This is a genomic window from Candidatus Lokiarchaeum ossiferum (assembly GCA_025839675.1).
GTDB classification, from domain to species: domain Archaea; phylum Asgardarchaeota; class Lokiarchaeia; order Sigyniarchaeales; family Promethearchaeaceae; genus Lokiarchaeum; species Lokiarchaeum ossiferum.
On sequence record CP104013.1, the window covers coordinates 4,219,219 to 4,243,733 of the forward strand.

The window sequence follows — 24,515 nt, forward strand, 5'->3', positions numbered from 1 at the left end:
ATTAAACCCTATTAAACAATTTGAGATCACCAGATAATAATTTTGCTTCTGGGGACACTTGTTTGACTGTTTTGCTTGCCCCTCCAATTTTCCCTATTGTTATATCAAAATCTGAATTTAACTCAAGTAGCGCTTTTTGAATCGTTGGAGTATTTTTTGATTTCGTGAGGAGAACCGTGGAAGGGCCTGTATCAATAGAAAAATATGTTGGAATGCCAGAATCGCGTAATTCTCTTGTTAATTTCATTATTGCTACTGTTTCTGGCGCCCATACAATTATACTTTTTTCGAGAGGGGCAGTCATGGTAATTGCATGAAGATTCAAAGTATCATTTTCAGCGAAAGACCCAATTTTATCAAAATCATGTTCATATAGTGCATTAGCAAAATCTAATATCTTTGATTTTCGATCTCTTAACCACTGTGAATAAAATGGTGATAGAGGTGCGATGTTATGGGCTTCCTCGGTTTTGAGATTCGCTGGAATTGAAATTGTTATTAAATCAATATCATTAATAAAATTCTTATCTGCAGTTCCATCCATTCTATGTGCATAGCTTTCCATTGCATTCATTTTTGGATGATTGAACCATAATCCAATTCCACCAACACTACTTCTGGATGCTGAACCCGCAAGGTAACGTGAAAAGATGCTTTTTAATCGAAAATTACTGTGGATTGAGTTTTCTTCGCTATATAGAATATTCATTGCTGCATGCGCAATTGCAGCACCTCCCGAGGCAGATGTTCCCAATCCTTTTCCAAGGGTTGTTTGCAGTGTATTTTTCATCACATTTCGTGAAATAACTAATCCTTTGGTTGAACATTTAGAATACTTTCTTATGAAATTTAGCTGATGTTGTATTCTATCAAATTCTCTTTTATTAGATGCGATTTCCTTTCCATTTAAAATGAATTTATCTTCAGAAAATTCTTTTGATAGTTTCAAATAACTGATAGTGAATGCAGAATCGTTATTTAAAGAGATGCTGGGAAAATATGCAATCCTATGATTATGATCTGCCATTCCATGATATTTTAATAACCCTTGAATAGGATATGCGATGGAATAACTTTCTCCTTCTTCAAAATCGCATACTTGGGATTCCGGAATAAAAGAGAAGTCCCATTTTTTTTTTTCTTCGAAAAACTGGACTATTTCTTTATGATTTTCTTCTAAGATATCTCCGATCATTTAAATCACACTTAAAATCTTAAAAATGTATCTCTTCCGTCATTATTGGCACTTTTGCCGTTGTCTGTATTTGTTCATTAATATATTCCAAATAAGGTGAATTAAATATCGGGCTATAAATAGGCATCCAATTGATTAATCCATGTTTTGGATTGGATTCTAAAGAATTATTCCAACGAAGGATTTCAAATTCTACTAGATCGTTTTTCTGAGTATTTTTAGTTGAAAGCACAAAACCTGCCTTTAAAGGTTGCAGATTTCCTTCTATAAATTGCTTTTTATCAATTACTGTTCCTATAATTGGAAAATTGGTGATGTTATTACCTGAATGACCTTTTGGACAGAAATTTAAATGTGAATATCCTGGTATGATGCATCCTTCATCGCAATAATTTAAAGAAATGCTCTTCATTTGCATATTTTTCTTCAACTCCAGCTTTATCCAACAAAGATCTGGTGTTTCTGTTTTCTTTCTTAGATCTTCATATTTTTCAACAGAAATTTGGACTTTGTTAATCATGAAATTATGAATATTGAGAGAATTTGAAAGAACTAAATGAAATTTGGGTTGAATTTTTAATAATCCTGATATCGCAGTTGCACCTGAGCCATAGGATCCAAAATAAATCGTATTATTTGCTTTTCCCATATTTTCCAATATGTACATCAATTCTGCCCAGATTGAAGCAGAATACATATTCCCAAAAAGTGAAGAAACTTGTAACGGAGGTAGAAATATCGCTTTAAGTTTTTGAAATATCCAATTTTCCACTTTTGAACGTTTATCTTTTGCAAAATTAAGCGAATCTAATTTATTAACAATCTCATCGTTCAAAAGAAAATTTTCTTGTAAATTATTAAAATAAGATATTTCACAATCTTTCTTAACCTTAATTGGATCTTTTCTCATCAATAGATCAATATTATCCAAAGCTCGAGTCGCAATGAGTTTCTGCATAAATTTCAATGGTAATTTCGAATATGGGGAATGAAATATGTAAAAATCGGTGTATGTATTTCCAATCTGAGACATTAAATCGTCATAGGCGTCAATTTGAAGTTTTAGATAAGATTTTACACTATATTGACCGAATACTTGTGCATTTCTTTCCCCTTCTGGACGATAAAAATCATTAATATTGGCAGACACTTTCCCAAAATTTTTACCAAATACTGCGATACGCGGGTTTCGGGTAAGGACTAACGCTACCGCCCCTGCTCCTTGAGTTGGTTCTCCTGGGCTCTTTAAATCATACTTTGAAATATCGACTATAATAATAAGTGCTTTGTTAATTATACCTGTTTCAAGCATGCCTATTGCATTTAAAATTGCTAACGTTCCAGCGGCACAAGCATTAGATACATCTTGAGTCATGCAATTTTTCGGAATTTTTAATAAATCTTTATAGATATTTGAAATTGATTTAACTGCATAAATTGTGGCTTCAGTTCCGACGAATAACGCATCAATTTCAGCAGGATCAATTTTACCTCGGAATAGGGCATTTTGAGCCGCTTTTAATCCAATGGATATACAATCCTCTCCTCGATTTGGAACACGCATTTCGTACGCCATTAGCCCATATTTAAATTTGTCTGGATTTACATCTCGCAATTTGGCTAAATTTTCCAGACTTAAGTAGTATTTTGGTGCGTAAAATCCTATTGAATCTATTCCAACATTTGAAAATAGATCATTTATGTCATTTTGTGAAAGTGTCAAGATCTCTAATTCCTTAATTTTTATCTAAAGATGCAAAGATTTAATTCTATCAATATTTAGTAGGAAAAAAAACTTAGCTAATGTTCGATTCAATAAATGTTGGACCGTTGTTGCATTATTTATTTAAATCGTTTAAATATTATAATTATGTTTAACTTATCAATTTTTTTTTAATTTTTTAATAAAAATAGTGTTTTATAAAATTCTTATTAGAAAGAAACTTATGATTGTTAGAGAAAAATATGAAGGATTTACCCGTAGTAGATGTGGATATTGCTCAAGAAGAATTAGATGCAGTTACTGATGTTGTGAAAAGTAAATTTTTAATAGAGGGCAAAAATGCTCGCGCTTTTGAAAAAAAATTTGGTAAGTTTACTGGATCAAAATATGTTACTACTGTCACAAACGGTACTTGTGCCTTACATCTCGCTTTAACGGCTCTTGATATTGGTCCAGGTGATGAAGTTATTACTACTCCATTTACTTTTGTTGCTTCCAGCAATTCAATTTTATTCAATGGAGCGATTCCTATTTTTGTTGATGTTGATCTTAATTCATTTAATATAGATCCTGCTAAAATTGAGGCTGCGATCACCCCTAATACAAAAGCTATCATGCCAGTTCATATTTTTGGAAATCCATGTGATATGAAAGCAATTAAAGATATCGCTGATGCTCATAAATTACATATTATCGAAGACTGCGCTCAAGCTCATGATGCGCGTATCGATAATCAACATACGGGAATTTTTGGGGATATAGGGTGTTTTTCTTTTTATGGAACAAAGAATCTTGTAGGTGGAGAGGGGGGAGCTCTTATTTGCCAAGATGAAGATTTGTTTGATAAGATATTAAGTTTTAAAAATCATGGAAGAAGTCCAACAGGAGGATATTCACATTTCAAAGTGGGATATAATTATAGAACGACGGATATGTCTGCAGCAATTATGAATGTTCAAATGGATCGAGCCGAAGAAATTCTTCAGAGGCGCCATCGTAATGGAAATTTGTATCGTGAACTATTATCTGATCATCCAAACTTGATTGTTCAAAAAATTCTTCCTGATGCGCAAGCGAGTGATTATATAATGGCTCCCGTATTGAAAGATACAGAAAAAACCCCAAACGATGTTATCAATTATCTTAAATCCCAGAATATATCTTCTCGCACAATATATTCGACTTTATCCTACGAACAACCATGCTACAAAAATATTCGTGATTGGATTATGGCTCGTGTGGTGGATTATCCTAACTATTCTAAGGTAAAATGTCCTAATGCTGAATATATTGCTCGAAATCATTTTGAAATTCCAATGGTTTCTTCATTAACTGATGAAAATATAAGATTTATTGTAGATTCTTTGGAAAAGTTTTTTAAGTAATTTTCTTCCAGTTTTTTTCAATTATTTCTTCGATAGACTCAATAACTAAGGTAGGATTATCTATATGGATATAGTGGCTTGTTTTACATAATATTTGTCTACTGTCTGAAGAGAGAGAGAGAAAATCTTTTTGCCAATCAATCCAATTTGAATTTTTATTACCTTCAACATGGGTTAGTATATAGAGAGGTAAATCTCCATAATTTTCAAGCTGCTTAACCTGTTTAAAACTCTCAGGTAAAGCTTTAAATTCTTGATATATTGTGGCATAAGATTTTTTTTGAAGTGCCAGATCTTGGTTCCATTTGGAAAATTGAGGTGTAGTTTTTCCCATAAAATTCCGAGCTAATAATTTTACTCCAAAGTTCCCCAAGAAATACAGAAATTTATAATATATTCTCCATAGTGTGAAGCCTGATAGAATTTCATTTGGGTGGGATGCATCTACCAAAATCATTCCAATAACTTCTTTTTGGTTTTGTTTATAAAATGACCGAATAAATACACCTCCGGCTGAATGACCCACTAAAATGAAAGGGCCCTCAATTTTCGCTTCTTGAAGTGCTAAAGACAGTTCTTTAGCGATTTGATCACTTGTTCTAGCTTTGTTACTGTGGCCACTCCATCCCATTCCAGCACGATCATAAGAGACCGTTCTGACTGATTCAGATATTTTGGGTTGCACAAATGACCAAGTGAGACAATTATTCCCTAATCCACTCTCAAAAATAATTGTGACATTTGGATTTGAAAACTCTTTCCTTTTTGGAGGATCCAGTACTCGAAGGTGAATATTTGGTGGAACATTGAAGAGTTGACCTGGAGCGTATATTTTACTTGCTGTATTGTCTCTTATCCATTGTATTAACAATCCAACAATTGCTAAGATAAATATTATAACAAGTGGGATTATTAACCAGATAAAAGAACTCACAAGATGATCTTAGATGAAGATATAAAAAAAACTTCGGTTATTGAAGCGTTTTTTAAGTCAAAAATCATTCAAGAAATTGTGGAGCACAAAGTTGAAATTTACACAATAACAAAAGAAGGGACTTTACTATGCAAATATTCAATTCTGGGGATTGAAGAGACTGAACGAGATCAATTAATGTCTGGGTTTCTAATGGCTCTGAATGTATTTGCAAAAGATATTGGATTTCCTTCCGGTGTTTCACTTATTCGCTCAGGAAATTTGGAAGCAAGGTTTTCTTCAGGTGATTATGTTTTTTCTGTATTAATTATTGATTATAGTATGCCCCTAGGCTTAATGACTGAACCCATTTTATCAGGTCTTTCAAAAGAATTATGTGATATATTTGAAGAAACTTATAAAGAAGTTCTTTTGAAGGGGTCAAAAACAAATGTATATCGTCCTTCTGATTTTCTTGGATTTCAATCACAAATTACAAAGATTATTGATCGATACGGTCGGGAAACTGATGAACTCTATCAAAAACTCGTTCTTATTGAGTCGATGTATGCAAAAGTACCCCAAAAATGGATTCTCCCTCTAATTGAAAAAGTCCATGATGGTATCGATCTTGTCGAAGAATTAAGAAAAATTCCTAGCATTTATAGAAATCAGTTAAAAACTGCAATTGATAAAGTTTATTTTGATTCTATGCCTCTTTGGGAAATATTTGCAATATCTACCATTCCAGATGATATCTTCAATTAAAAAAAAATTTGAATACAAAAATGATTGAATTAAGTCCAAATTCCCCAATAATTTTGCTCGATGACCCTTGTAAAGTTATATGCAGAAATGAAGTTATCTTAAAATATCATGAAATACTCTATAATGGAACTGTGTTTTATTTAGGTGTCTGCAATCAAATAAAGGATCATCAATTTCGCCAGCAAAATTTCGAACATATTTTTAATCAACCTGATTATTGGCATCATCTTGAGAAAAAGAAAATTTCCGGGTTTCTAAAAAAAGATCAACTAGATCGTTTATGGGAATGGTCTTTGTCAAAAATTTTAATTAAAGAAGGTGAGAATGAATTCTTCAATAACTCTACTACATTTGAATTCAATAAAATTTACGTCGAAAGTTCCCAAAACTCTGCATTAAGAGTAGTTCATGAAAAAAGTGTATCCTCAATAAAAGAATTAAGGTTTTTATCAATTACTCACTCTTCTAGTCAAATTTTTACTATTGTTGCACCAAACGATATAGGTATTGATTGTGAATATATACGAAATATCTCCCCCTCCTTAAAAAAAAAAATGCTTCCAAAGGACCATGAAAAGTCATTTTTAAAATTCTTTAACATGTTTTTTAGGTTATCCGTTAAAGATATCCCCATAGTTATATGGTCTATTAAAGAGTCTACATTGAAAGCCCTTAATTTTAATAACATTGGGGAAATTCACAATATTTCATTACTCATTGAAGATGGAAAGATCTATACAACTCATAAAATGCGAAATCTGAAATGTATCAATTTTTTTACAATTAGCAATCAATCTATATTTGTAATCAGTATTGTTGTGGAAAATTCAGAGAAATGAAATATTATGATGAAAAAAAACCATTCCGTTGCATTATCTCAAACAATAAATCTTTCAGTTCTTGAATTTTATCCGCCGAAAACAGAAATAAACCAGCTTCAAACAATAATTCTCTTGAATTCTTCTTTTTTCAATCAAAACCAGTGGAATAATGGGTTGAAAGTATTATTTTCTCTTTTACCTGAAAATCATCATTTTCGATTTATAACCTATGATTATTCGGGAGTTGGGGGCAGTGATTATGAGAATGCAAAGATTTCAATTGATAATTTCATGGATGAATTTTTTTCTATTCTAACTTATTTTGACCTTCAAAAGGTTCATGTCTTTGGAATGAGCATAGGTTCGTGGATTGCCTTAAATTTAACTGCTAAATATCCTCAAAGAATCCGCAGTTTTGTTGGATATGGTAATTTAGCGCCTTATCTTCCAAATTTTCAATTAATGCGCCAAAAAAGATTTGAAAGTATTAAGGAATCATTTGTCTCCATTAAAACTCTCTCTTCTCATTCTATTGATGAAAATAATTGGTTAACTTTGTTCAATCAATTTTATATTCCAGTTTTTTTTGATCATATCAAATCAGATAACTCTGAAAACTCTTTTAATAATGCAAGAAGAATTTTAGCAAAAATTGTCTACCCAATGGTCAAAGGAAATAAAATGGCATTAATACCTGACTACTACGATTATATTGTTAATACAATGGTTAAAGAAGGAAATGAGCTTCTTCCTTTACTAACTCAAATTTCCCCTCTTATTCCAGTTATGTTTCTGAATGGAGAAATAGATCCAATCGCTCCACCTTTAATGAGTTCTGATTTACATTCAAAAATTAAGCATTCAAAATTAGAGATTTTACCTAAATTGGGTCACGGAAGTGTGATCTTGGGAAAAGGGAATAAAAAAATAATGGAACTCTACTTAGAATTCATTCAAAATCTATAACTTACTTTCCATAGTATAAAGTGGTCCAATTCACTAATCGAGACATAAATAGCATTCCATCCCAGGGAGAATCGAATAGATGCATTTGCCCTAAATTCACACAGCGGGATACTCCTTTAAAAGTGGCTTCATCTGCAAAAGCAACCAATTTTTCTTTATCGCTAATGGCACACCCAATCGTCTGAATCTTTTTGGTAATTAGTGGTAAGGCTTCCATAACCGAATCCACTTCTTTGAGAAAGATAGTTCTCGACTCGACCGGATCCTCTAATTGAATATTTGAATTGATTAATATTGTCCAGTCATTTTCAATAGGACAAATTACTTTTTTCTGAAGATCTAAAGCATATTGAGCTCGAATATTAATAATTTTGCTGGATATATACGGATCAGCATCGATTTTTGGAAATTGACGGGCGGCTCGTTTAAATGCATCTTGTAATTGAGAGACGAGTTCTTCAAAAGGAAGTGTTCCTCGCTCAAAAAAGACCACATGAGGAGAGGTACATGCTGCCTGATCAAATAAGAAAACATCACTTACCAGGAATCGAAGTTGACGTTTAAGCTGATCCGATGCTAACATGTCTTTATCAAAAACCGCGAAGGAATACTTTGGTCCAAAGATAATATCTTCACAATGTGCATTTTTAGGAAGCCCCGTAATCGCTTTTACTGCTGAACCTCCTCCCCATACAATGCGAATGTCTGCAATATCCGAAAATTCTTGATTTGCTTTGTGATTTACCCGATCATAATAGAGGATCCCAACTGATTTCAATAAATCATGACCACTCCAGCCCGATTCTGATTGTGTGTCGTTAAACACATCAAGAAGGGTAATCATGGTGGAATGACTTTTAGGGGGGATTCGCAAGAGATTTGCATTACCCACAAAAATTGATTGAAAAAGGGAGAATAATCCCAAAGTAGGAACATTACCGGCAATCCAGTGGCAAGCTAATCCACGGGGTTGAGCTTTCAAGCGCTTTTTTTCCCCAACAAAGTGGTCAAGATAATCCATAGTTTGGAAATTTTTGTTAACAATTTGAGAAAAGTTATTGCGTTTAAGCCAGCTGGATAAGAAGGCTACGCCTTCAACCTGATTCACTTTGGGTGATTTAATTAAATTCTTACTATATTCATGGAAAATGTCCAAAATTGCTACTTTTGGTATTGATTTGAGAATTCGAGCGCCTTCTTGAATTTGAGAGAGAAGGGGTCGAAGGGATTCCACAGATTTATATTGGGGATAGAAGATTTCCCCTCCGAATAACGCAATGTTAATCATTATTTATCGCCTCGTTTTTCCGCGAAGGTATCGCCGCATCCACGGGTTTCAGTTTTTTCAACCCGGGATCGAAATTCGAAATATTTTCCCTTCCGACCGCATGGGCAATCATCAATTCCTATTAATTCACCCACATCTTCGGTAATAATCGCTTGACCGGGATAGCTACTTGGAATAATATTGAGAATTTCAATTAAACCGGGGGATCCGATGGGTTGTTCCTGCATGGTATAGATATCCCGAATAATTACTTCGGCAAAATCGGGGATATGTTTATGTCCCGCTTCGCAATCCAGAAACACCACCCCTAATTGTTCAACCATTCCATAAAAATCAATGATATTTGCAGAGCTTGTCCCAAATATCTTCGCTACGGTTTGTGAAAATTGATCTTTAGTAACTGCTTGAGCAGTAAGTTTCTTCCACCCACCACTATGAACCAATTTCATATTCGGAAAATCGAGGGTTTTTTTTGCTTCTTGCATTTGTTGAATGAATCTACTCCAAACAATATAGGTAAAACCAGAGACTAAAATTTCCTGACCCGCAAATTCGTCACAAAATTGCGTTAATCTCTCAACATTGATATAAAGTTCCCCTTCAATTTCATCCATCACATAAACTTTTGTACGTCCAAAATTCCCTGCAATTCCTCTGATGGCCGCACCACGAGCCGTAAGGGTGGATGCTCCAGCCTTATTCACGTTTTCCGTATCTAAAATCAATACAGGGCGACGCTTTCCTCCTAAATAATTTTTGAGGGTTGCCATCAAACCTCGTGATTGGCGGAACGAAGTTTCTTTATTGATGTAGATCTTGCTGGGGGTGCTGGTCGTTGTTCCGCTAGAATGCATAGTTCGAATGATTTCTTCCACAGGACATGTTTTTAAATCAAAATGTTTGAACATAGACACAGGTAAGGGTGGAATATCTACGAGAGCGGTATAATGATCCGGCTGCTTTCCTAGGGAAGAATAAAACTTCTGTAATTCAGGAGAAACTTCCATGTTGTGGACGATTTGAGATCGAAGGATCTCCAAGAGGAGAGGTTCTTTCTCCTGGTGGGGGAGCTGGAATTGGACTTGAGCGATGAGTTCTTTTACTTGTGTTGAAGGATCCATTGAATCAACTCAATAACTTGTTCTTGTTTAAATCGGATGGGTGATGTGGAGATGGATGGATCTTGCATTGTTGCCGTGGCCCATTGATCAACATCTATTGCTTGGGGATCAATTGTTGATGAATAATCCTCAAATCCTAAAGAGGACCAACTATCAAGATATTCTTGGTAAATTGGTTTGTCTGTTTGTTTTTGATACCATCCTAAAACATTTTTAAATACCCAAAGAATTGCTGCTCCATGAGAAATTTTAATTTGCTGTTCTAATGAATGAGCTAATGCATGTCCGACTCCAACATAGGCATTGCCTTGGACAATCCCTGCGAGATATCCTGAATACATAATATTTCCGAGTGCTTTAACATCTGTTGGATTTTCATGTAATTGAGCGAATCCTAGTTGCAATAAGTCAAGACTGCTTGAACTGATACTTTTCATAATGGGAGTGCTCATCATTGAAAGAGTGCCTTCAGCAGCGTGGGAAAAGATGTCCGCTCCAAAAACATGAAGTAAATCCACAGGTAATGTGGTAAGAAATGCATGATCTAAGATGGCCATATCAGGCATAAACCCTTGATTGGTAAAAGGAAATTTGTGTCCGTGAGCATCATAAATAACTGCCACAGAAGTTGTTTCCGAACCTGTACCTGGAGTCGTAGGTATTGCAACTAGTTTTATGTGATTGTCGGTGATAAATTGATTTGTTTTTAAATCTTCAAAGGACAATTCGGGATGAGACAATAAAATTCTTAGGATTTTTGCGGGATCTAGGGTTGAACCGCCTCCGATTGCCACAATTGCATCTAATTTCGTACTGGCATATTTTTCTCTAAGTTGAATGATTTGATCCTGATTGATTATATCAATAGATTCAATCAATGTTGTTTTTTCCTTTGTATATTTCTCTACTTTTGCAAAATATTCTGATTCATGAACGGGGCGGGCAACCATAAGTAATAAATTGGTTGCTTCAATACTTTTTAAGCAAGCTATTGCTCCTTTCTTATAATACACTTCGGGTGTATTTAAAATGCGTTTTACCATTAATTTTTTCTTTATCATTCTGAAGATCCTCGGGTTTTTTTATCCATTTGTTTTAGTTTGACTTTATCTAATTTATTTGAATTGTTTTTTGGTAAGCTAGGGAGAAACTCATATTCTTTGGGAATTTTATGATTCGGGAAGTGAGCCTTGCAATAAGTTGTAATTTGATCTGCGTCGAGCTTCGTTTCGCCTTTTAAGGAAACATACGCTTTCATCGCTTCCCCCAAAATATCGTCTGGAATTCCGATGATCCCTACTTCAACGACTTCATCAAGTTGGGCAATATAATCTTCCACTTCTTTAGGGCTAACACGGAAACCTCCCACTTTAAGAATATTCTTTTCTCGATCAGTTAGGAAAATGAATCCTTCTTCATCAATCGTGCCTATGTCCCCTGTATATAACTTGCCATTTCTAAAGGATTTAGCGGTAGTTTCAGGATCTTGCCAATACCCTAATGTAATATTTTCTCCGGATGCAACTAATTCTCCAATTTCTCCAGGTTTGATCGGTTGTCCATTTTTATTAACTACCGAGAGAGTGGTGTTTGGGATACCCTTTCCAATTGAACCGAGTTTTTTATCCAATAAACTTGGAGGAAGATATGATAACCGGGCTGTAGCTTCTGTTTGTCCATACATAATAAATATTTCTGTGGTAGGTAGCGCCTGGCGTAATTCTTGAATAAAGGCATTGGCTAATTTTCCTCCCGCTTGTTGCGCAATGCGTAGGGTTGGAAATTTCATTTGTTTTAATGCCGATCGCCTTAGTAAAATTTGATAGGTACTCGGAACTCCTGCAAATACGGTACACTCTTTTTGATTAATTTCCTTCAGCACTTTTCCGGGGAACATGAAATGGTTATTCAATACCACCGATCCACCTACTCTCAAATGGGTGTGTAGCAATGATGTGCCAAAACAATAGGAAAAGGGAAGAACTGCCATTACCCGATCGGATTCTTGTAATCCTAAGTATTCAATAATAGAATTCGAATTTACCATGATATTTTGGTGGGTTTGCATAACCCCCTTCGGTGTGCCGGTAGATCCGGATGTAAAAATAAGGATCGCAAGCCGCTGTTTTGGATTATTTATCGGGTATATTGTTCCTTCTGTGGTAGTTAGAGTGAAAATATTTTCATATCCTTCCACATCTTGATCAGTTAAAATGAGTTCTAAGGGAAGATTGAATTTGGCAAGTTTTTTGATATATTTCTTTTGCAAGAAGAAACATTTAATATTACAGCTTTCAATGACGTATTTAAAATTACTTTCTCCAAATTGATGATGGATCGGAACGGCAACCCGCCCACTTCCTATGATTGCAAGATATGAAATAATGAAGAAAGGTGAGTTGTCCGCCACAATCATTATTTTTGCTTCAGGTTCTAAGGATAAATTATCTATTTTGGAGATCAATTTTAGTACATGTGAATTTAATTCAGAAAAGGATAGGGTGTTTTCACCCTGAAAAATAGCCGTTTTTGTTTCTAACCGTTGTGCTTGTTCTAATATGTAGTGTGTGAGGTTCATATTTCAATACCATGGTTTTTAAGAGCATCTTTAATCGCCCCAATGGAATCCATTTCGGTGATTTCTTCTACATCTAATTCTAAACCGAAGGTGTCTTCAAACCGTGCCATTAAATCCATATGGGATACCGAGGTCCAACTTTCAATATCATCGGGGGTCGCATCATCCTCAATTTCGTCGCGGCTAATATTAAATACTTCCATTAGCATTGTGATTAAAACTTCCGCTTGACTCATATTAAAAGCATTAATACTCGATTTTTTTAAAAAATTTCTCTTCAATTATTTAATGAAAATCTTTATTTTCTAATTTAGACGAAAAAATATTTATTGCTTTGGTTTTCTGACATGCATGAGCATTGATTCTGCAAAGCCTGTGATAACTTCTTTCCCCTTTTGATTTGTAATTATTGTTTCAATTTTACACTTTTTGCTGGAATCAATCTCCAATATTTTCAAGTGTGCTACTACTGTATCTCCCACGTAGACTGGTTTTTCAAATTTTAAATTTTGAGAGAGCCATAAGTTTCCTGAACCCATTAATTTGGTAAGTCCGGTTGAGATCAATGAAGCTGAAATCAATCCATGGGCAATAGGTCTTCTAAAAAATGTACGTTTTGCAAATTCGATATCGTGATGAATTGGATTTCTATCTCCACTCAAATTCATAAAAGCATCAATATCTTCAGTTGTAATAGTTTTGGATATTTCACATTGTTTTCCAATTGTCAATTCCATTGAAATCAGTTTTTCTTATTATTTTTTTTATTTAATTGAATTTCTTTTGCTTTCATCATCTTGTCGAGCCATTTTCTTTTCATGACACATTTTGCAGGATTTCCGCGCCAAACTTCTTCCGGTGGAACATTTTTATCTATAACCGATCCTGCGGAAATTACTGCATTCTTTCCAATAGTTACACCTGGAAAAATTGAACAATTCCCACCAACTCGACATCCATCCTCAAAAGTGGGACCTTCCATTGGAATATCTACCATACCCATATATCGGTCATTCATAGTACAAACATCTGGACCTATAAAACAGCCTTCACCAATAATAACATCTGCAGTTATTAGTGCTCGAGTCTGAATCACGCTTTTTTTCCGAATAATTGTATTACATTCTACAATTGCATTCCTTCCTATCATCACCTCGTCTTCAATTGTGCATCCTTCGCGAATCGATGCCCCATCTCCAATAAAAACGCGTTTTCCAATTTTTGAACCAGCATAAATAATTGAATTCGAGCAAATAATTGTGCCCTCTCCGATTTCTGTTTCTGGATATTCTTTTTCTTTTCCAGCGAATATAGAATTTACTCCAAAAATGGGTTGTTTATTTAAAATAACATTGGCTTGCACAGTATACGAATGTTTTTCTTCAGACATAAGTAACTCATAACCCTCGTTGGATATAAATTTTTATTGGAAAATTTTAGATTCTATTACGGGTTAGTCTACCTACTTAGGAGTTAAGAAAATGAAATTACAAGGAAAAAAAATTTGGATTGACGTTGAAGAACCAAAGACTGGAATTATGTTCAAATCACTCTTTCAGAAATTTCTTGATGCAGGAGCAGAATTATTAATCACCGCCCGTGATTTTGATTCTACTCATAAAATCATGGATGATGTAGGTATTAAATATATCAAAGTTGGGAAACACGGTGGGGCTGATATTCAAGAAAAATTGAAAACTTATATCGATCGCCTTGCAGATCTATTTCCGATTATTACCAAAGAAAACCCTGATTTCTTAGTCACTTTTGGTTCTGTTGAAGGGACTCGCATTGCTTACGGTTTACAAATTCCTTCTATTGGATTCAGTGATGAACCTAGGAGTGTTCATGTTTCAAAATTATACTTCCCCTATATTGGAATGTTAATTACACCAGATTGCATTCCTATTGAACAATACAACGCTTTACATGCAACTAATGATCGCATAATACGATATAATGGGATCGATGAAGTTGCATGGTTAAGACATTATCAACCAAATCCAGATATATTAAATAAATTTAATGTTGAACCTGGGAAATTTGTTTTGATGAGAAGTGAACCCACATTTGCTTGTTATTTTGTTGATAAACTGCAACCTGATGAAACCTTCATTGCCAAATATTTTCCAAAAATGTTTAAAGCATGCCCAGATCAAACTTATTTCTTGTTAGTTCGCACTGAAGGTCAGGAACGATGGTTGAAAGAACAATTAAAAGAGTATTTACCCAATGAAAAAATTCGAATAACCCGGTACCTCCCAAATATTGTTGATTTATGTTTCTATGCTTCTATCGTTGTTAGCGGTGGTGGAACAATCGTAAGAGAATCCGCAATGTTGAATGTACCTAGTATCGAATATTTTCCGGGAGAATCAGCACCCCAAGAAATTTGGTTAATAGAAAATGGATTTCCAATGGAACATTTGCGGGAAACTGATCAAATTATTTCTCGTTGTATTGAGTTAATTCAAAAAGGTCCGGGTAAAGATCGGTTTACCGACGCGTTTAAAAAACGCATTATGGATTTTGAGGATCCGAATCAGATATGTTATAATTATGTAGTGGAAAAACTCACAAACATTGAAAAATAATTCTTAAAAAAAGATTTTTTATTGTTATTCTTGTTCATTTTGCTTTCTTTCAGCTATACTGATATAGCCAGGCTTCATTTTTTGTTTTTTTAAGGTTCTTTTAAAATATATTAAAGTCACCCCATACCAAATTGCTAATATAATTAAACCAATCACTCCTCCAATTAACCAATTCACTAAATAGGTTATATCAAAAATAAATTGATTAATTATTATTAAGAATATTAAAGCAATACCCAATAAGGTTCCCATAACTACTGATAACATCAAAATTCTGCGATAACGACGAATAACAAAAATGTATCCAATTACACTAAGTATCCCTATTGTAGTGCAAACAATCCAATTTATCTCTTCTAATGGAATTAAGAATTGCGTGCTTATTAAAGCTAAGAACCCTGATACTAATGAAAGAGCCATGAAATGATTGACAAGTTCCTTTTCGTTTAAAGCTCCTGTGACCACAATCAAACGTGGTAATGTTAAAGCAGCTCCAATTTCGTCAGATGCGTGGATTAACTCGTCCTTGTCGATCCAAATATCTTGAACTGAGACAGAGTGGCTTTCTCTGAATCCCTTTTCGGATGTAATCACATAAAAACTATTGAATACTTGCGGTAACATGACAATGACCATTACAACTTCAATTGATCCCATAACTCCCACTGCTCCAATTGCGGCTCCAATTACTAATGTGCCTATATCTCCTGGAAATGCTTTTGCTGGATATTTATTAAATAGGAAAAATGCGAAGACTGCAGCAAATGAAATAATCCCAAATAATAGCCCTTCCCCAGATTTTAAAATAATGGCTGCAATTACCATAACCAAAAGTGCGATGGATGTTGTTCCAGATCCTTCTCCATTATATCCTTCTAACATATTAACAGTATTTGTTAAAATCATGATTATGAAAGGAACCATCAGAGGATAAATAATATTTAAGCGAAGTTGCCCCAATATCGGTAAGGTTGGGTTTTCGATGTCAACTTTCGTTAATAAATTCGCAATGAATAATGGTATTCCAGTAATGAACATCAATACTATTTTTTTTAAAGAACCTAATTGATGACGATCATCATACCATCCGATTATCGCTGCAATAATAATTGTAATATCGAAAGTTAATATCTCTGCCCAGAGTTTGGAGAAAAAAATGAATGCCAAAATTGATCCAATCAAAATTCCGATCGTTAAGCCTAATCCCCCAGATTCTGCAGTTGCTGGACGACCGATTTTGTGTATATCATATCCCACATACCCTTTTTCTTTCAGCCATTTGATTAGTGGAGGGTAAATTAAATACGTGATGGTGAAGATAATGCCTCCAATTAATGTAATCAGTAGATAATCAATCCATGTAAAACTTAAAGTGTCAAAAGTGTTCATTACATATCTCACCTAACTACTTTTAACATACCCTTCCCCCTTAAAAATCTGTTTGGCACAAAAGGTACCCCACTCTATACTATCCCTATACAATGTCTAAATTATAGATTTACCTCGAAGCCACGTCATAAATGATTCTTTCTTTTATCAAATTACACAATTCCTCATTTTCATATCCATTTTGAGTTTGATCTTGAAATTGTTTTTATTAAAATCTTTTATAAGTGTTTCTTAGTGTTTGTAAGTAAGTAATTTTTTCATATGGAATGACGATTTCCATATGGTTTCATGTGATTGTTTTGGATTTCAAATTATAGACCCGTGTACACTATTATTATTTAGAGTAAACCATGATTCACAATAATATGCATCATCACTACCATCACAGACACCATCGCCATCGTCGCCACCGCGGATCTCCATTGGGATTATTATTTCCCCTTGTTTTCTTCATTGTATTTGTTTCTGGCAGCGGAACTGCTCTTGGATTTATCTTTCCAATCTTCATCTTGATCATAATTATTTCTATTATCTCCAGTGTAGCGAGAAATAATTCTTCTAATGATTATTCAGAACGGAGATCGACCTATGGTGCGTACCCTAATTCATCACAATCAAATGGGTATGCTCAGACTTATCAATCGACCAATCATCCCCCTAGTCAAAATCATAGTTATTCCCAAAATAATTCTACATACAAACCTATAGCAGTTGCTCCTATCAAAGCCAAAATTTCATGTTCATCTTGTGATATTGAACTGGATTCAAGCAGTCAACAAGCTTTAAGGGAAAATGGCTTTGTTTACTGTAGCTTTTGTGGGAATAAAATTGTGCAATAGATGCAATAAGTTCAAATTTTTTGATTGCTTGGTGTTTTTTCACTTTTTTTCCCTTTGAATTCTTAATGACAATTTTGAATTTTTATTAATCTCAAAAACTAATCTTAATTTACCGTATTTATCATTCATTCAGGTAACTTTTATGCAAAAACAAATCACATCACCTTCGGAATTATTAGATCATCGCGGAAATTTGAAACAGTCTGGATGGGCAAAACAGCTCTTACTTAATTATGATCGGAACCAAATTCGTGGTCATCAATTTAGAATCAAAGAATGGGATTACTATGAAATAATAAATCCGGAGTTCGGGATTGTTCTCTTGATTTATGATATCGGTTATATGGCGAAGGTGATAGTGAAATGGATGGATTTTATTACACATATATCCGAGGAAGTTTCAGAAACCATTTGGTTTAGTAAAGGTTCATTGAATCTTCCCTCCTCGTCGGAAAAAGGTGATATACTTTTCAAAAAAGGCAACTCATTATGGGAATGTAAATGGGACTATTCTGCAGAACAACGGGAGTTCAACTTTACTTTTCCTAAGTTCCGTAATAATTCTGGAATTTCAGGACATATTTTCTTATCTCGACCTAAAAAAATGGATACCATGGTTAATGTGATCCCTTTTAAGAAGAAAAATCAGTTTGTGTATGTTCAAAAAGCAAATTGTATGATTCCTACTGGAGAAGTTCTGGTGGCAGGACAAAAATATTTGTTTTCAGAAGAAAATCACTCCTTCGGCTGTCTGGATTGGTCTCGAGCTATTTTTCCCTATCATGTTGAATGGTGTTGGAGTACCGCTTCCGGAAAAGTTAATGGGGTTCCTTTTGGTCTTAATATTGATTATGGTTTTGGATTAGAATCCAGTAAAAATATGCTTTTTTATGATTATCAAGGCCATCATCTTGATTCGGTGGAATATTCTTGGAATAACGAAGATCCATTACAACCATGGAATTTTTCCAGTCATGATAATCGAGTTAACCTCACTTTAACTCCAATTCAGGTAGATCATGAGGGGATGAATTTGATTTTATTAAAAACAAAATGTTTGAAAGTCTATGGATTCTTTACTGGAGAAGTCATTTTGGATGGGGGTCAGAAACTAATTATTCGACCAGAAGATAAATTATTTGGATCCGCAGAATCCGTGGTCAATTATTGGTGAAGTGATATTTACCTCCTCTCACTCCTCAAAAATTGACGAAGAGATAAATATAATTAAGGGAAAAATGAAGATCAAAAAAATTAGGACTTTTTTTTGGCCATAATTAATATTACAACAATTAATCCTCCGATACCTCCAATAATTCCGAGTTGGGTGTTCGTATCTGTCGGTTGTAAATAGGTGATCCAATTGTTGGGAGAATCTCCCTCTGAAGTCGTTTCACTGGTACCCTCGCTAGTACTCCTGCTAGCATCCTCACTAGTAGTTGTATTCAGAAACTCAATTGTGATCTTTACTATTGTGTGTAGTCCATTCCCGTATTGATCCACTACTGAGATTTTTATCCAATAGAAGCTCTTTGTTAATTCGGTAATATTTTGGATGATTCCTTCATCATTAATTACAAATTCTGAAGTTGCATTTATCGAATAAGTAATATTAGACAAATCTGTTGCTATAACTTGGATGTTTAAGGCATTCCCTTCCGTTAAAATTTGGTCTGAAGGGGGTTGATTCCAAGTGGGGGAAGTTGTGTCTCGGACAGAGAATGACAAATTATGATTCATTTCATTTCCTAGGGTGTCATTAACCCTAATTTCAAGAGGATAGGTTCCAATCGGAAGGAGACCAACTGTTGTTAAATTCCCTGTTTCAGAGTTGATGTAAAAATGGATTGTATCGTTAATGGTATAACAATCAATCCCCGAGGGATCCGTTGCATTGAGATCATAATACCAGTCTTGACCAAATTCAATAAATTGATTAATAGGTAGAGGGTTCCATGTGGGGGCTCCCGGTTCTTGGACCTGTATCATAATTTCAAAAAAGTTCTCATTACCTAAGGTGTCATTAACCATTATTTCAAGAGGATAGGTTCCAATTGGAAGGATGCCAACTGTTGTTAAATTGCCTGTTTCAGAGTCAATGTGAAAATGGGTTGTATCGTTAATGGTATAACAATCAATCCCCGAGGGATCTGTAGCATTGAGATCATAATACCAATCATAGCCGAATTCGATAAATTGATTGAGTGGTGCGGGATCCCATGTGGGGGCTCCCGGTTCTTGGAATGTTGTGAAATTCCAGGTGTTTGATATATTATAGGATTGTCCGTCACCAGTAACTGTATACCATTCATAAGTAGTATCATTTAGTAGTTCACTCCACTCAACTGCTGCGACATCCCCACTTGAAACTCCAAACTGGGTTCCAATGAGTGAATCATCTTTTGCATTGAAAAATGATACAGTGAGTGTATCTGAATCTGGATCATCCACGTATACCATTAATTGTGCTGATGATGATATTTCTGTGCTATTAAATGCTGGGAATGGGTTTGTAGCGGTTGATTTTAAGGAACCCCAATAATCCAATTGCGGATCTCCATATAAATTAAATTCCATTTTATTCATCCAACTTTCTGCGCCCCAGAGATCTCCTCCATTGTATTTGGACTCGAAAAGAGCATCTCCCGCGGGAAGATTAAGTCGTAGTAAGTTATCCATGTATTTATAGCCTAATCCTGTATTGTCGGAGACATAATCCCACATATCTGCTTCCCATTCTCCTACACCGTACCAGCTTACTTGGGCTGCGGACACCGTACTAATGGCTGCACCTTGTTTTAATAATGCATATCCTAAATTATTCGAGTTTTCTGGGTTCCCATTATTACAAGAAGATTGATAAATGAATGCTGGGACATCTGTTTCGAGGTTTCCGACAGAAGAAGAACTTACAAAAGGTTCCCAATCCATTTCACTCGCATTATCTTCTGGAACCCCATCTCCATCGTCAGCAGACCAATATTTGCGATAAACTCCAGAATCACTGCCATGACCCCACCATAAAACGGCCCCTTGATCATAGTTGAAATATGTTTCAAAATTTGAAGCGTTTAAATTGTTTGTATAATGAAATGCACTTGGGAGGACAGGATCCAATCCGGCTCCTTCATACAACACGGTATCATTCATACCTAATCCTGCTAACACATTTGTATAGAGTTCTTCTGGTAGATTTAATCCGTCTGTTCTCTCATATCCTTGATTATCTTCATTTTCATAATTGGAAATTGCCATCGGTAACAGGATGTTGTTTTTTCCCTCGTAAGTTTGGTTGTGATGGGATCGAATTCGGAATAAAATTTCATCCAGTGTAGAGTAATCCTCATCATAAACGGGAATACGTCCTGCAAAAACTTCTGTTTGAAAATCTACCTCAGTATCTTCATATTCGCCGTAAAATCCATCTGAATCGGAATCCCAATTTCCAGATAGGTCAGCATAATAGTAGTCTGTGAAAGTAAATTCATCGGAACCTGTTCCCGAACGTGGCCAGACTTTTAACATGGGTACATCCCCTCCATCATCTGGATCGCCAATCAACAGCACATATTCTATATTTTTAGGTGTTTGTTGGTTTTTCAACCATGTACGGATGGCGTGAGCGCGATCTTGACCAAAAAAATATCCATAATCGTCTTCTGTAATAACTTCTACATTGAACCCTAAATATTGTTTATATTTTACAAAATCTTGCAATTCCGCACTATTTGTTTCAATCGCATTGGTGGTCACGATAATATACGAGGTATTTACATCCTCCGTTTGGTGGGGGGGAGCGTTAACTTGAGGTGTTTGATCTATTTTTCTATGTGAATATAGTTGCATATTGTTTAGAATTACGGCTTTCAGCGATTCATCAACAATTAGGTCTTTGATTTGAAGGGTTTCTTCCGTATCGTCTGTAATTTTAGATGTACTTCCCTGAAGAAGCCCGCATAGGAATAGGAAGATCAATATTTTCTTAAGATGACCCTTCCTTTGAAATTCCTTACTTTTTTTCATATATATAACATCGAAACTTTGTTAATATTTTCTTGGGTTCATGGAGAAGATTAATATGAAAAAAAGCACTCTGACAAGGTAGAATATAAGGATACAAGAAAATGAAAACACTGATTGTAATCTATTCCTATCATCATAAGAATACAGAGAAAATCGCACATATAATGGGAAAAGTGTTGGATGCTGATGTAAAAGCACCTAAAAATTTAACTCCCGAAATAGTTCGAACATATGATCTTATTGGGTTTGGGTCGGGAATCTATAGTGCCAAGCATCACTCAATTCTGCTTGAATTTGTGAAAAATTTGCCCGAAATTCCAAATCTAAACGCTTTCATTTTTTCAACAGCAGCCTTAGTTGGAAAAGAAAAAATGATGTCAGATCACCAGCAGTTGAAAAGTGTGTTAGAAAGAAAAGGATTTGTGATTCTGGATGAGTTTAGTTGTAAAGGATTTAACACCAATAGCTTCTTAAAGTTCTTCGGTGGTATGAATAAAAATAGACCAAATGCTATAGACCTGAAGAATGCGGAAATTTTTGCCCAGAATCTTCGAAATAGTCTGGAAAAGAAGAATTGAAACGAATCCAATAAATTAAATAAAAAAAATGGGTGTGTCTCCTTTTTCAAACCTTTACTATAATTCCATTTTCACCGGATTCTTGAGTATCCCGATGTTTTCAATTTCAATTTCCATGATATCCCCTTCTTTTAAGGCTGCCACTCCTTTGGGGGTTCCGGTTATTATGATATCTCCTTCTTCCAATGTAAAATTGCATGAAACATATTCAATAATGGAGGGAATGTCGAAAATCATAAATCGTGTGTTAGAATCTTGGCATAGATTTCCATTTAAACGACTTTGAATTCTTAAATTTTGGGGATCTCCGATATCCTCCATTAATACTACTTGAGGTCCAATTGGTCCAAAAGTATCAAAACTTTTTCCCCTAAACCATCCTGTTTTATCCGATTTTTGAATATTTCGCTGACTCACATCATTCATACAAGTGAATCCCAAAATATGCTTCATTGCTTCGTTTTTAGGGACATTTTTACATCTATCCTTAATTATAATTGCAAGTTCCGCTTCAAGATCCGTCCGTACTGTCTCAAAATTGTATTGATAGGCTATTTTTGGAATAACAACTGGTTCATCCGGGCCAATTAAAACATTTGGAGTTTTTGGAAATATATGAGGTTCTGTAGGTAGAGTATTTTTTGCTTTCTCTGGATCAATATCTAAATTCAATGCAATTTCCTGACTTTCTTTGATATGTTCCAGGTAATTCAAACCCAAAGCGATGATTTTACTCGGATGAATTTTATAACGTTCTTTTTTTTTATAAATAGGAAGTGTTACCATACCTCTTTATAATGTAATCTCGTTAAAAAATAGAATAAAAATGAAACTTATTAATTCTTTGTTAATTCTCTTAAAAATCATTCTACTCTCGCCCTTTTCCGAATTATTTTTAACTCATCAATCTAAATTATATCTGCAAGCATCGGTCAAAAATTACCAAAATCTTTCCGTACACATATTTGTGAACTTTGTTAAAATGTCATCCCCAAAAATCTAAATTTTTAATAAACTCCAAATATGAATAATATTAGGAAACCTTTTTTTGATCGACAAGGAATGAATCCAACACATGGTAAAGAAGAAATATGTTTTCAAGATTCTGGTGGCTGGCCAAGGTGGAGTAGGAAAAACTACTCTCTTAAATCGTGCCGTGACGGGTAAATTTGTTCAGAACACAGCTATGACCATCGGCGTCGAGTTTCACTTATTGAATTTTACACTTGGCAATGAAGGATCAGATGACTCCCTCAACACGACGCTTCAACTTTGGGATTTTGGTGGCCAGGAGCGATTTCGCTTCATGTTGGATTCATACGTGGCTGGTGCACGTGGTGCCCTCTTATTATATGATTTAACCCGATTACGAACTCTAGATGGACTAGAAGAATGGGTGAATATTGTGCGAAAACACGATAAAAATTTACCTATTTTGTTTGTCGGAACCAAATTGGATAGGGTTGAAGATATCACGGTCGCAGATGATTATGCCCACGAATTCTTGGAACCCTTACAAATGTTTGGACATATGAAGATTTCCAGTAAAGATGGAACTGGTGTAAAGGATGCTTTCAAAGCCATCTCTCGCAAAATTTTAGAAATGAATGGAGTGCCATTACCTGCTGAAGATTTAAGCGGTGTAGTTACTCCTGCTCCTGGAACAAATTTACCTGGTGGAGATCAAATAACTCCTTCGACTCCAAGTCCAGCCCCTTTCAGTGCACCTTCACCCCCTAAATCGGAGAACCCTGCGCCTTTTAGTGCACCAAAACCTGTTGAGCCAACTCCTGCACCTTTCAGTGCACCTTCGACTCCAAGTCCAGCGCCTTTCAGCGCACCTGTTGTTCCTAAATCAGAGGGTTCTGCACCTTTCAGTGCACCTTCGACTCCAAGTCCAGCACCTTTCAGCGCACCTAGTGCTCCTAAATCAGAGAGCCCTGCGCCTTTTAGTGCTCCGAAACCTGTTGAGCCAACTCCTGCACCTTTCAGTGCACCTTCGACACCAAGTCCAGCACCTTTCAGCGCACCTAGTGCTCCTAAATCAGAAAGCCCTGCGCCTTTTAGTGCCCCAAAACCCGTTGAGCCAACTCCTGCACCTTCAATTCCAAGTCCAGCGCCTTTCAGCGCACCTAGTGCTCCTAAACCAGAGAACTCTGCACCTTTTAGTGCCCCAAAACCTGTTGAGCCAACTCCTTTTACTGCTCCAAAACCCGCTGATCCTTCACCCTTTAGTTTTTCTCAACCTACTGAAGAAGAAAAGAAGAAAGAAGCAGAACGGAAGAAAAAGGAAGAAGATGAACGCCTTAATAGCTTTTTCTCTGTATAGAAGGG

22 protein-coding genes are annotated in these 24,515 nt (G+C 35.2%); 9 read left to right on the forward strand and 13 right to left on the reverse strand.

From position 1 onward, the window contains the following. Position 1: 1 nt before the first annotated feature. Positions 2-1,195, reverse strand: coding sequence for a diphosphomevalonate/mevalonate 3,5-bisphosphate decarboxylase family protein (locus tag NEF87_RS18020; RefSeq protein ID WP_457916926.1), 1,194 nt, complete (start codon positions 1,193-1,195; stop codon positions 2-4). Between the two features lie 19 nt (positions 1,196-1,214). Then, entirely contained in the window at positions 1,215-2,918 is a 1,704-nt protein-coding gene (locus tag NEF87_RS18025) for a hydroxymethylglutaryl-CoA synthase family protein (protein WP_457916927.1), read from the reverse strand. Between the two features lie 242 nt (positions 2,919-3,160). Between NEF87_RS18025 and NEF87_RS18030 the strand changes: the two genes are divergently transcribed. Beyond that, positions 3,161-4,303, forward strand: coding sequence for a DegT/DnrJ/EryC1/StrS family aminotransferase (locus NEF87_RS18030; protein WP_457916928.1), 1,143 nt, complete (start codon positions 3,161-3,163; stop codon positions 4,301-4,303). On the opposite strand, the gene NEF87_RS18035 is transcribed toward NEF87_RS18030, so the two are convergent. Continuing rightward, the gene (locus tag NEF87_RS18035) at positions 4,296-5,237 is read right to left on the reverse strand and encodes an alpha/beta fold hydrolase (RefSeq protein ID WP_371802838.1); all 942 of its coding nucleotides are present in this window, start codon (positions 5,235-5,237) and stop codon (positions 4,296-4,298) included. The genes NEF87_RS18030 and NEF87_RS18035 overlap by 8 nt on opposite strands. Positions 5,238-5,240: 3 nt before the next feature. Here NEF87_RS18035 and NEF87_RS18040 point away from each other — a divergent pair, with 3 nt between their 5' ends. The 3 genes from NEF87_RS18040 to NEF87_RS18050 are packed head-to-tail and all read left to right on the forward strand — an operon-like array spanning position 5,241 to position 7,771. After that, entirely contained in the window at positions 5,241-5,984 is a 744-nt protein-coding gene (locus NEF87_RS18040) for a hypothetical protein (protein ID WP_371802839.1), read from the forward strand. A gap of 20 nt (positions 5,985-6,004) precedes the next feature. Further along, a complete protein-coding gene (locus NEF87_RS18045; protein WP_371802840.1) occupies positions 6,005-6,823 on the forward strand; it encodes a 4'-phosphopantetheinyl transferase family protein in 819 nt (272 codons plus the stop codon). 6 nt (positions 6,824-6,829) lie between these two features. Further along, positions 6,830-7,771 (forward strand): alpha/beta fold hydrolase, encoded by a 942-nt coding sequence (locus NEF87_RS18050; protein WP_457916929.1) that lies wholly within the window; start codon positions 6,830-6,832, stop codon positions 7,769-7,771. A gap of 1 nt (position 7,772) precedes the next feature. On the opposite strand, the gene NEF87_RS18055 is transcribed toward NEF87_RS18050, so the two are convergent. From NEF87_RS18055 to NEF87_RS18085, 7 genes are all read right to left on the reverse strand, one after another. Further along, positions 7,773-9,059, reverse strand: a complete 1,287-nt coding sequence (locus NEF87_RS18055) for an acyl-CoA reductase (RefSeq protein ID WP_457916930.1) — start codon at positions 9,057-9,059, stop codon at positions 7,773-7,775. Further along, positions 9,059-10,180: a LuxE/PaaK family acyltransferase gene (locus tag NEF87_RS18060; protein WP_457916931.1), complete on the reverse strand. Its 1,122-nt coding sequence runs from the start codon at positions 10,178-10,180 to the stop codon at positions 9,059-9,061. The genes NEF87_RS18055 and NEF87_RS18060 overlap by 1 nt, the downstream gene beginning before the upstream one ends. Then, the gene (locus NEF87_RS18065) at positions 10,159-11,241 is read right to left on the reverse strand and encodes an iron-containing alcohol dehydrogenase (protein ID WP_457916932.1); all 1,083 of its coding nucleotides are present in this window, start codon (positions 11,239-11,241) and stop codon (positions 10,159-10,161) included. The genes NEF87_RS18060 and NEF87_RS18065 overlap by 22 nt, the downstream gene beginning before the upstream one ends. After that, positions 11,238-12,758, reverse strand: coding sequence for a class I adenylate-forming enzyme family protein (locus NEF87_RS18070; protein WP_457916933.1), 1,521 nt, complete (start codon positions 12,756-12,758; stop codon positions 11,238-11,240). The genes NEF87_RS18065 and NEF87_RS18070 overlap by 4 nt, the downstream gene beginning before the upstream one ends. Next, on the reverse strand, positions 12,755-12,994 hold the full coding sequence (locus NEF87_RS18075) for an acyl carrier protein (protein WP_371802846.1): 240 nt from the start codon (positions 12,992-12,994) through the stop codon (positions 12,755-12,757). Before NEF87_RS18075 ends, NEF87_RS18070 begins: the two co-directional genes overlap by 4 nt. A gap of 90 nt (positions 12,995-13,084) precedes the next feature. After that, positions 13,085-13,495, reverse strand: coding sequence for a MaoC family dehydratase (locus tag NEF87_RS18080; protein ID WP_371802847.1), 411 nt, complete (start codon positions 13,493-13,495; stop codon positions 13,085-13,087). Between the two features lie 5 nt (positions 13,496-13,500). Continuing rightward, complete coding sequence (locus NEF87_RS18085) at positions 13,501-14,148, reverse strand: DapH/DapD/GlmU-related protein (RefSeq protein ID WP_371802848.1); 648 nt, start codon at positions 14,146-14,148, stop codon at positions 13,501-13,503. Positions 14,149-14,239: 91 nt separating this feature from the next. Here NEF87_RS18085 and NEF87_RS18090 point away from each other — a divergent pair, with 91 nt between their 5' ends. Next, the gene (locus NEF87_RS18090; protein ID WP_457916934.1) at positions 14,240-15,352 is read left to right on the forward strand and encodes a DUF354 domain-containing protein; all 1,113 of its coding nucleotides are present in this window, start codon (positions 14,240-14,242) and stop codon (positions 15,350-15,352) included. A 24-nt stretch (positions 15,353-15,376) separates the two neighbouring features. Here the strand turns inward: NEF87_RS18090 and NEF87_RS18095 are convergent, their stop codons facing one another. Beyond that, positions 15,377-16,741, reverse strand: a complete 1,365-nt coding sequence (locus NEF87_RS18095; RefSeq protein WP_457916935.1) for a hypothetical protein — start codon at positions 16,739-16,741, stop codon at positions 15,377-15,379. A gap of 350 nt (positions 16,742-17,091) precedes the next feature. Between NEF87_RS18095 and NEF87_RS18100 the strand changes: the two genes are divergently transcribed. Then, positions 17,092-17,580 carry a hypothetical protein gene (locus NEF87_RS18100; protein WP_457916936.1) on the forward strand — a complete coding sequence of 163 codons (489 nt, stop codon included), beginning with the start codon at positions 17,092-17,094 and terminating at the stop codon, positions 17,578-17,580. 142 nt (positions 17,581-17,722) lie between these two features. After that, positions 17,723-18,754, forward strand: coding sequence for a DUF2804 domain-containing protein (locus tag NEF87_RS18105; protein WP_457916937.1), 1,032 nt, complete (start codon positions 17,723-17,725; stop codon positions 18,752-18,754). 80 nt (positions 18,755-18,834) lie between these two features. Here the strand turns inward: NEF87_RS18105 and NEF87_RS18110 are convergent, their stop codons facing one another. Continuing rightward, the gene (locus NEF87_RS18110) at positions 18,835-21,603 is read right to left on the reverse strand and encodes a hypothetical protein (protein WP_457916938.1); all 2,769 of its coding nucleotides are present in this window, start codon (positions 21,601-21,603) and stop codon (positions 18,835-18,837) included. 101 nt (positions 21,604-21,704) lie between these two features. Here NEF87_RS18110 and NEF87_RS18115 point away from each other — a divergent pair, with 101 nt between their 5' ends. Next, complete coding sequence (locus NEF87_RS18115) at positions 21,705-22,181, forward strand: flavodoxin family protein (protein ID WP_457916939.1); 477 nt, start codon at positions 21,705-21,707, stop codon at positions 22,179-22,181. A 57-nt stretch (positions 22,182-22,238) separates the two neighbouring features. Here NEF87_RS18115 and NEF87_RS18120 read toward each other — a convergent pair whose 3' ends face one another. Continuing rightward, complete coding sequence (locus NEF87_RS18120; protein ID WP_457916940.1) at positions 22,239-22,967, reverse strand: fumarylacetoacetate hydrolase family protein; 729 nt, start codon at positions 22,965-22,967, stop codon at positions 22,239-22,241. Positions 22,968-23,256: 289 nt separating this feature from the next. On the opposite strand from NEF87_RS18120, the gene NEF87_RS18125 reads away from it, so the two are divergent. Then, positions 23,257-24,510 (forward strand): GTP-binding protein, encoded by a 1,254-nt coding sequence (locus NEF87_RS18125; RefSeq protein ID WP_457916941.1) that lies wholly within the window; start codon positions 23,257-23,259, stop codon positions 24,508-24,510. Positions 24,511-24,515: the final 5 nt, after the last annotated feature.